The sequence below is a fragment of the Psychroserpens sp. genome (assembly GCF_047633235.1).
Classification (GTDB): domain Bacteria; phylum Bacteroidota; class Bacteroidia; order Flavobacteriales; family Flavobacteriaceae; genus Psychroserpens.
The window spans coordinates 64,397-73,557 of sequence record NZ_JBLIET010000012.1; the positions used below are offsets into that span (position 1 = coordinate 64,397).

Sequence of the window (9,161 nt, forward strand, 5' to 3'; positions counted from 1 at the left end):
TTAAAGATGAAAAATTTAATAGTAGTACTTGTATTAATACTTTCGCTTTTGAGTTGTAAAAACAAATCAAAACAGATCGATAAAAGTGAACATGATAATCATGTGGTGCCTGAAAAAATGGAAGAACCAAAGAAAAAACCATTAAGTCCGCATACATCTGCTATGGCAATGATTGGAGACGCACATGTTCATATCGATTATTCATCACCAGGCGTTAGAGGACGAATCATTTTTGGTGGTTTAGTTGGATATGATAACGTATGGCAAGCAGGTGCGCATAATGCCACTTGGATAGAAACTAATAAAGATGTAGTGATTAATGATCAAGTGCTTCCTAAAGGGAAATATGGATTTTTTACAATTCCTTCAAAAGCCGATTGGACAGTGATGATCAATAAAAACTGGGATCAACATGGTAAAGATGAATACAACGAAAAAGATGATGTCATTCGTTTTAATGTTACACCACAAATTTCAGAAGAAATTACAGAGCAATTAGTTTATAAAGTTGAAAAGACAAATGAAACAAAAGGTGTTATTTCTCTTGCTTGGGAAAAGGTGACCATTAGCTTTCCATTCAAAATAAAGCACTAAGATGGTAAACAGACAAACAGCATTAAAAATAAGAAAAATACATCGCTATTTAGGCTTGTTTTTAGGAATTCAATTTCTGTTTTGGACCATTAGTGGGTTATATTTTAGTTGGACAGATATTGATGATATTCATGGTGACCATTTTAAAAACATGAACTATCAGCCTAAAGCATTTAGTGACCTCATTAGTCCATCTCAGCTTAATATTTCAAAGGGTATCAGTACTATTGAATTGAGGGACATTAATAATTCACCATACTATTGGATAAACAAAGAACAGTTATACAATGCTATCGATGGAGGTTTAAAAACTAATATCACCAAAGAAGAGGCTTTGTATATAGCAAAACTCAGTATGAAAAGCGGTTTAGAAGTAGAAGCTATTGAACAGATTAATGAAACAGGAAATCATCACGAGTATAGAGAAAAACTGTTGCCAGCTTTTGTAATATCGTATAAAACTGATGAAGCTCTTAAAGCCTATATATCTATTAATGATGGAAAATTTCAAACCGTTAGACATAGAAGTTGGCGTTGGTTCGATTTTTTATGGATGACGCATACAATGGATTATGAAGGGAGAGATAACTTTAATACCATTGTGTTAAGAACCTTTTCTCTATTAGGCTTAATTACTGTATTAAGCGGATTTTTACTTTGGTTTACATCATCACCAACTATAAGAAAATTGATAAAACGAAAAAATTAATAAAATGAAAAAATATATAATCTATATAGGGATATTAGCTGCTGGTTTATTATTAGGATGGTTATTTTTTGGTAATTCGTCAAATAAAGAAATAGCGCACAATCATGAAACAATAACAGAAACCAATCAAATGTGGACCTGTTCAATGCATCCACAAATCATGCAACCAGAAACAGGTGATTGTCCAATTTGTGGAATGGATTTAATTCCTGTTGAAAGCAGTTCGGAAGGTTTATTAGCAGATCAATTTAAGCTTTCTGAAAACGCTATGGCATTAGCCAACATACAAACGTCTATTGTAGGAAACGGTAAATCAGAAGATAATACTATTAAGTTATCTGGAAAGATTGCTGAAAATGAAGAAGCTAATGCAGTTCAAGTGAGTTATTTCTCAGGACGACTTGAACTTCTTAATGTGAGTTTTACAGGAGAAAAAGTGAGAAAAGGACAACTATTGGCCACTATTTATTCACCAGAACTATATGCAGCACAACAAGAATTAATTACAGCAGCTTCCATAAAAGATTCACAACCTGCATTATACAGAGCAGTACGTAATAAATTGAAATTATGGAAACTTTCTGAAAGCCAAATCAATCAAATTGAAACCTCTGGTAAAGTAAAAGAAAACGTTCCGGTGTATGCTACCGTTTCAGGTACCGTTTCAGAAAAATTAGTTGAACAAGGTGATTATATTAAACAAGGTCAACCATTGTTTAAGATTGCAAATCTTAGTACTGTTTGGGCAAATTTTGATGTGTACGAAAATCAAATTGATTTGTTTAAAAAAGGACAAGAAGTTTCTATAACGACCAACGCATATGACAACAAAAAATTAAAAGGGATCGTAGATTTTATAGATCCTGTTCTGGATACTAGCACAAGAACTGTGAAATTAAGAGTTGTGCTTAATAATAAAGAGGAAGCATTTAAACCAGGAATGTTTGTTGAAGCAAAAATTAAAGGAATCATATCAAATAATGAACACGTATTAGCAATACCTTCCTCTGCTGTTTTATGGACAGGAAAACGCTCTGTAGTGTATATAAAACTAGATTCTAAGGAATCTGTTTTTCAAATGCGAGACATTATATTAGGTCATAAGATTGGAGATAATTATGAGGTTTTAGAGGGTCTAAATAATGGTGACGAAATTGTAACCAATGGAACCTTTACAGTTGATGCAGCAGCTCAATTACAGGGAAAAAAATCTATGATGAATAGAGATGGTAGAAAAGGCATAACTGGTCATGAAGGACCTCTTGGGATGGAAACAACTACTTCAGTAAATAATGAGAAGCCTTTCAATACGAATGAAAGAGTGAACATCTCAAAAGACTTTCAAAATCAATTAAAATTAGTTTTTAATGATTATATCCATTTGAAAGATGCATTAGTAAAAGATGATTCAAAAAAGGTGCAATCAGAATCAAAACGTTTATTAGCTAATTTGTCCATAGTTGATATGAAACAATTAGAAAATAACGAAGCTCATAACCATTGGATGTCATTAGAAAAAGAGATAAAAATAGCAGTAACTTCAATGTCAAAAACCTCTAAAATTGCAGCGCAAAGAATATATTTTAAGAACCTTTCATCGTACCTAACTAATGCAATTGAAGTATTTGGTATCAATGAAAAGGTATACCATCAATTTTGTCCAATGGCAGATGATAATAATGGTGCGTACTGGTTGAGTAAAGAAGAAAAAGTAATCAACCCTTATTTTGGCGACACAATGCTCACCTGTGGAGAAGTGAAACAAGTAATAGAATAATAACAATTAAATTTTAAAAAAATGAAGAAAGTAATTTTAAGTGTAGCTATATTAGCTGCAATGGGTTTTACAAGTTGTAAAAATGAAGCCAAAGAAGAAACAGTGACGACATCTAATGAAGTCTCTAAAGAAATGGCTATGGTAGATGTAGCTTTTGGAGTAAGAGGGAACTGTGGGATGTGTAAAAGCACAATCGAAAAAGCAGCTAATGGTGTTGAAGGTGTGTTTAAAGCAACTTGGGACGTAGATAAAAAGAATGTTGAGGTGTCTTTTGATGATACTAAAACAGATGTATTATCAATTCATAATGCCATTGCAGCGTCAGGTTATGATACTGAAGAAGTAGCAGGAAGCGAGCAGGCTTACAAAGATTTACCTGGTTGTTGTAAATATGACCACGAAATGGAGATGAATATAGAATAAGACGGTATTCCATTTGAAATTTAAATTCAGGCATAATTTTATGCCTGAATTATAAAATTTAGAATTTTACACTAACCCAAAAATAGTATAGTTGAAAAAGATTTTATTTTTTATTTTTTTGCTACCTACTTCAGCATTTTCGCAAGAGAAAATTGAAGGTATTGTGACAGAAAAAACAGATGGAAACAAGACATTCCCATTGGCAGGAGCTAATGTGTTTTGGCTCGATACATCGATTGGCGCAGTCACAGATATTGATGGTAAGTTTAGTCTTCCGTACCAATCGAGTTACATAAAACTAGTCATTAGTTTTGTTGGTTTTAAAACGGATACATTGACGATAACAAAACCTAGATTCATTAAACATCTATTGGAGGCTACGGGAGATTTAGATCAAATAGTCTTGACTGCTAGAAAGCAAGCTACTTCAAGGTCTTATATGAGTGCTCAAAATATAATGACCGTAAGTAGTGATGAACTCCTAAAAGCAGCGTGCTGTAACTTGTCTGAAAGTTTTGAAACCAATCCATCTATTGATGTCAATTTTTCTGACGCTGTTACAGGTACACGTCAAATTAAAATGCTTGGTCTAACAAGTAAGTATATATTAATTACTACTGAAAATATACCATCCATTAGAGGCGCCTCTCAAGCCTATGGGTTAAGTTTTATCCCAGGGACTTGGGTTGAAAGTATTCAAATCACTAAAGGAGCGGGAAGCGTTGTTAATGGTTTTGAGAGTATTGCAGGGCAGATCAATGCAGAGTTATATAAACCAACAACTGATGCGCGTTTATTTGTTAATCTATACGGGTCTGTTAATGGTCGCTTAGAGCTTAATACGCATCTTAATACTAGAGTGAGTGATAAGTGGAGCACCGGGCTTTATATTCACGGAAATATAAGAGATCAAAAGTTTGATAATAATGATGATACGTTTTTGGATGTGCCACTTAAAAAGCAAATTAATGTCATGAATCGTTGGCAATATACAAATCTAGAAAAAGGCTTTCTGAGTTTTATTAATGTGCGTTATTTAAAGGATGTCAATCAATCTGGTCAATTAAATTTTGACCCAGATACCGATCGTTTAACAATGAATGCTTGGGGAAGTGAAATCAATACAGAACGTTTTGAAATTTCAGCAAAGACGGGTTATGTTAATCCAGAAATCCCTTGGCAAAGTTTAGGAGTCCAATTTGCCTATAGTAATCATAAACAAGATTCATATTTTGGATTGAATCAATATGTTATTAATCATAACAGTGTCTATTCTAATGTGATTTATAATTCTATTATTAGTGATTCAAGACATAAAATAAAAACAGGTCTTGGTTTTACTTACGATAATTATGACGAGTTTGCTATTGGAGCTGATTTTGAACGTACAGAGCGTTCTGCAGGTGCCTTCGTTGAGTACGCCTATGACAATTTAGATAAGTTTACTTTAACCGCAGGTTTACGTTTTGATACGCACAATTTATTGGGCGAATTTATGACACCTCGTTTGCATGCACGATATACACCTTGGGAGAAATCTGCTTTTAGAGCATCCATAGGTAGAGGGAAACGAAGTGCTAATATTTTTGCTGAAAATCAAAGCGTTTTTGCGACATCTAGAACAATAAATATTTTTAATGTCAACGGAAATATCTACGGGTTAGATCCAGAAATTGCATGGAATTATGGGCTCTCGTATCTTCAGGGTTTTAATCTCTTCGGAAGAAAAGGAGATGTGATTGTTGACTTCTACAGAACAGATTTTCAAAATCAAGTCGTTATTGATTGGGAAAACCCACAAGAAGTCAATTTTTATAATCTAGATGGAGATAGTTTCGCAAACAGTTTTCAATTAGAATTGAATTATAATGTATTTGATAATTTCGATTTTAGAACGGCTTATAAGTATTATGATGTACAAACACAATATCAATCTGGAAGATTAACAAAACCATTAATACCAGCACATCGTTTTTTTGCAAATGCATCTTATGAAACGCGAGTGGATGAAGGGGAGGCTTCACAATGGAAATTTGATTTGACCTATAATTGGTTGAGTGAACAACGTTTTTCTTCTACTGCATCTAATCCAATAGCATATAGATTGCCAGAAAAATCACCAACTGTAGGGACCTTGAACGTTCAAGTCACTAAAGTGTTTTCTCCAAAATTTGAAGTATATTTAGGAGGAGAAAATGTCACAAACGTGAGACAAAATAATCCTATTTTGGGAGCAGATGACCCTTTTGGTTCAAATTTTGATACTACCTTTGTCTACGGACCAATTTTTGGAAGTATGTATTATGCAGGTTTACGATTTAAAATAAAATAAAAAATTACTGCGAAATCGAAGATTCAGGATTTCGATAAAAGAAAATAACAATCAATTAGTAAAGCAGGGATCTCAAGGCAAAAATAGAAATATTATGAAAAAAGTAATTACAGTATTAGTGTTATTAATAACTACAATAACCTTCGCTCAAAACAAAAATGAAAGAGCTTCCATGGAAGTCGATGGGGTTTGTTTAATGTGTAAAGACCGTATTGAAAAAGCAGCGATTAGAACTAAAGGTGTAAAATCTGCAATTTGGAATGTAGACACTCATGAGCTTAAATTAATTTACGACGCGCGTAAAACAAACTTAGATTCTATTAGCGAAAAAATAGCTTCTGTTGGACATGACACCAAAAAACTGAAAGCATCAGATGAAGCATATGCAACTGTGCACCCTTGTTGTAAATATCGAGACGATGAGGTCCAAGAGGATCATAAAAATTAAAAATAAAAAAGCTCAAACTTAAGTTTGAGCTTTTTTATTTTTAATTGATTTCTCTTTAATTAAAGGCCTCATCAATTTTATATATTCAAAACATTACAACTTTTTAATCGTGTCTTCCTATCTGGTCCTTTTTCTTGATATGAGGTCTTAAAAAAAAGAGCCTTTGATAATTATCAAAGGCTCTTTTTGTGTATGACTAATATTAGTCATTGCTTGCGTGTCTCGGCTTTCGACTACATCATTCCTGGCATACCTCCACCCATTCCTCCTGGCATTCCACCAGCAGCATCTTCTTTGATATCCACTAAAGCACATTCAGTCGTTAAAATCATTCCTGCAACAGAAGCCGCATTTTCTAATGCGATACGTGTTACTTTTTTAGGATCAATGATTCCTGCTTTAAGCATATCAACATACGTCTCAGTTTTAGCATCAAAACCAAAATCTTTTTTACCTTCTAATACTTTATTGATAACTACTGAAGCTTCACCACCTGCATTTTCTACAATGGTTCTTAAAGGAGACTCTATAGCTTTCGCTACAATTTGAATTCCTGTTGCTTCATCAATATTCTCTGTCGTGATTTTCTCTAAAGCAGCTTTTGCTCTTACTAAAGCAACTCCACCACCTGCAACGATACCTTCTTCTACAGCAGCTCTTGTTGCATTTAAAGCATCATCTACGCGGTCTTTTTTCTCTTTCATTTCAACTTCACTCGCTGCACCAACATAAAGGACTGCAACTCCGCCAGCTAACTTAGCTAAACGTTCTTGTAGTTTTTCTTTATCATAGTCACTCGTAGTTGTTTCTATTTGCGCCTTGATTTGATTGACTCTAGCCTTGATGTCAGAAGACTTTCCAGAACCATTAACAATAGTTGTATTGTCTTTATCAATCATTACTGACTCTGCTGTACCTAACATCGTTAAGTCTGCATTTTCTAAAGAAAATCCTCTCTCTTCAGAGATCACAATACCTCCAGTTAAAATAGCGATATCCTCAAGCATTGCTTTACGACGATCTCCAAATCCTGGTGCTTTTACAGCAGCAATTTTTAATCCACCACGTAATTTATTGACTACTAAAGTTGCTAAAGCTTGACCTTCTACATCTTCTGCAATAATTAATAATGGACGACCAGATTGAGCTACTGGCTCTAATATTGGAAGGATTTCTTGTAAGTTTGAAATCTTTTTATCAAATAATAGTATATAAGGATTTTCTAAATCAGCAATCATTTTATCTGAATCTGTTACGAAGTAAGGAGATAAATAGCCTCTGTCAAACTGCATACCTTCTACAACATCAACGTATGTTTCCATACCTTTAGCTTCTTCCACGGTGATCACACCTTCTTTACCTACTTTACTAAAAGCTGTAGCTATTAGCTCACCAATAGTATCATCATTATTAGCAGATATTGCAGCCACTTGCTTTATCATTGCTGAGTCGCTTCCTACTTTTTTAGCTTGCTTTTCAAGATCTTTCACAATAGCTTTTACAGCTTTGTCAATCCCACGTTTTAAATCCATTGGATTTGCACCAGCAGCAACATTTTTAATACCTTCTTTTACGATGGCTTGCGCTAATACGGTTGCAGTTGTAGTACCATCACCAGCTAAATCATTAGTTTTAGAAGCGACTTCTTTTACCATTTGAGCTCCCATGTTTTCAAGCTCGTTCTCTAATTCAATTTCTTTTGCTACAGAAACACCATCTTTTGTTACTTGAGGTGCTCCAAATGAACGCCCAATAATAACGTTACGACCTTTTGGTCCCAATGTTACTTTTACTGCATTTGCTAATGCATCCACACCACGCTTTAATCCGTCACGTGCTTCAATATCAAATTTTATATCTTTTGCCATTGTTAAAATGTATTTTATGGTTTCCACGACAGTGGAAATCTATTTGTTTTAAACTTTCAATATTCAAAAATTAAACTCTAAATGTTCGAATTACAGTTGTTAGAAAGCTTTTTTGAATTTTGTTTTTTTTGAATTTGTGATTAAATAATCGCTAGTATATCACTTTCACGCATGATTAAGTAATCTTTACCTTCTAGTTTTAATTCTGTACCTGCATATTTTCCGTAGAGAACAGTGTTGCCAGATTTTACTGTCATTGGCTCGTCTTTTGTCCCTTTACCAACAGCGACAACTGTTCCTTTTTGTGGTTTTTCTTTAGCGTTGTCTGGAATAATTATTCCTGAAGCCGTTTTTGTTTCAGCCTGCACAGGTTCTATAAGAACTCTATCTGCTAATGGTTTAATGTTTAAGCTCATTGTTATATAAGTTTTTTAATTAAATAGTTATCTGTTAATTATAATCAACCCTTATATGACTACTAAAAATGTGCCAATACTATATAACTGACAAACTTTCAGTAGTGTCAATTTCCGAAGTAAAAAGCAAAAAAAAAGGCCAACTAGTAAGTTGGCCTTTTATATGATTTGAACAGTGCTTATTCTATAAAGAATCTCCAGGATTTGCAATGTTGTCTGCAGCATTATCAGTTGGAGTGTTTACTGGAACAGTTGTCGTTGTTTCGCTACCGTTAATTACTTTTGATTCTTGAGAACCTCCTGCACCAGGAATAGCAAAATTAGATGCTAAAATTAATGCCAACAGTAAGGTAGCTAAAGCCCAAGTACTTTTGTCTAAAAAGTCTGTAGTTTTTTTAACACCTCCTAATTGCTGTGTGCCACCACCACCAAATGAAGAAGATAATCCTCCTCCTTTAGGGTTTTGGACCATAACGACTACAACTAGTAAAAATGAAACTAGTATGATTAAGATTAAAAAGATAGTAAACGTATTCATTATTTTTGTGTATTATTTTCTTGTAATTCTTTTACTGCTTTAATTTGGTCTGCAAA

At 33.8% G+C, this 9,161-nt stretch carries 9 protein-coding genes; 6 read left to right on the plus strand and 3 right to left on the minus strand.

All coding sequences use genetic code 11. The features are described 5' to 3' along the window. The first annotated feature begins 6 nt into the window (after positions 1-6). The 6 genes from ACJAZK_RS05885 to ACJAZK_RS05910 all read left to right on the plus strand — a co-directional run bounded on the left by ACJAZK_RS05885 (position 7) and on the right by ACJAZK_RS05910 (position 6,283). On the plus strand, positions 7-594 hold the full coding sequence (locus ACJAZK_RS05885; RefSeq protein ID WP_415223073.1) for a DUF2911 domain-containing protein: 588 nt from the start codon (positions 7-9) through the stop codon (positions 592-594). Position 595: 1 nt separating this feature from the next. Then, the gene (locus ACJAZK_RS05890; RefSeq protein ID WP_415223074.1) at positions 596-1,303 is read left to right on the plus strand and encodes a PepSY domain-containing protein; all 708 of its coding nucleotides are present in this window, start codon (positions 596-598) and stop codon (positions 1,301-1,303) included. Between the two features lie 4 nt (positions 1,304-1,307). Then, entirely contained in the window at positions 1,308-3,080 is a 1,773-nt protein-coding gene (locus ACJAZK_RS05895; protein ID WP_415223075.1) for an efflux RND transporter periplasmic adaptor subunit, read from the plus strand. 21 nt (positions 3,081-3,101) lie between these two features. Then, on the plus strand, positions 3,102-3,503 hold the full coding sequence (locus ACJAZK_RS05900; protein WP_415223076.1) for a heavy-metal-associated domain-containing protein: 402 nt from the start codon (positions 3,102-3,104) through the stop codon (positions 3,501-3,503). A gap of 91 nt (positions 3,504-3,594) precedes the next feature. After that, a complete protein-coding gene (locus ACJAZK_RS05905) occupies positions 3,595-5,835 on the plus strand; it encodes a TonB-dependent receptor domain-containing protein (RefSeq protein WP_415223077.1) in 2,241 nt (746 codons plus the stop codon). A gap of 94 nt (positions 5,836-5,929) precedes the next feature. Further along, positions 5,930-6,283, plus strand: a complete 354-nt coding sequence (locus ACJAZK_RS05910; protein WP_415223078.1) for a heavy-metal-associated domain-containing protein — start codon at positions 5,930-5,932, stop codon at positions 6,281-6,283. 233 nt (positions 6,284-6,516) lie between these two features. Here ACJAZK_RS05910 and groL read toward each other — a convergent pair whose 3' ends face one another. The 3 genes from groL to secG form a co-directional block, all read right to left on the minus strand. Next, positions 6,517-8,151, minus strand: a complete 1,635-nt coding sequence (groL, locus tag ACJAZK_RS05915; protein WP_415223079.1) for a chaperonin GroEL — start codon at positions 8,149-8,151, stop codon at positions 6,517-6,519. Positions 8,152-8,291: 140 nt separating this feature from the next. After that, entirely contained in the window at positions 8,292-8,567 is a 276-nt protein-coding gene (locus tag ACJAZK_RS05920) for a co-chaperone GroES (protein WP_028872658.1), read from the minus strand. Between the two features lie 184 nt (positions 8,568-8,751). Beyond that, positions 8,752-9,105 (minus strand): preprotein translocase subunit SecG, encoded by a 354-nt coding sequence (gene secG / locus ACJAZK_RS05925; protein WP_415223080.1) that lies wholly within the window; start codon positions 9,103-9,105, stop codon positions 8,752-8,754. Between the last annotated feature and the right edge of the window lie 56 nt (positions 9,106-9,161).

Coding starts and splice junctions, on each gene's coding strand:
- ACJAZK_RS05885 (WP_415223073.1), top strand. CDS start 7: ATGAAAAATTTAATAGTAGTACTTGTATTAATACTTTCGCTTTTGAGT.
- ACJAZK_RS05890 (WP_415223074.1), top strand. CDS start 596: ATGGTAAACAGACAAACAGCATTAAAAATAAGAAAAATACATCGCTAT.
- ACJAZK_RS05895 (WP_415223075.1), top strand. CDS start 1,308: ATGAAAAAATATATAATCTATATAGGGATATTAGCTGCTGGTTTATTA.
- ACJAZK_RS05900 (WP_415223076.1), top strand. CDS start 3,102: ATGAAGAAAGTAATTTTAAGTGTAGCTATATTAGCTGCAATGGGTTTT.
- ACJAZK_RS05910 (WP_415223078.1), top strand. CDS start 5,930: ATGAAAAAAGTAATTACAGTATTAGTGTTATTAATAACTACAATAACC.
- groL (WP_415223079.1), bottom strand. CDS start 8,151: ATGGCAAAAGATATAAAATTTGATATTGAAGCACGTGACGGATTAAAG.
- ACJAZK_RS05920 (WP_028872658.1), bottom strand. CDS start 8,567: ATGAGCTTAAACATTAAACCATTAGCAGATAGAGTTCTTATAGAACCT.
- secG (WP_415223080.1), bottom strand. CDS start 9,105: ATGAATACGTTTACTATCTTTTTAATCTTAATCATACTAGTTTCATTT.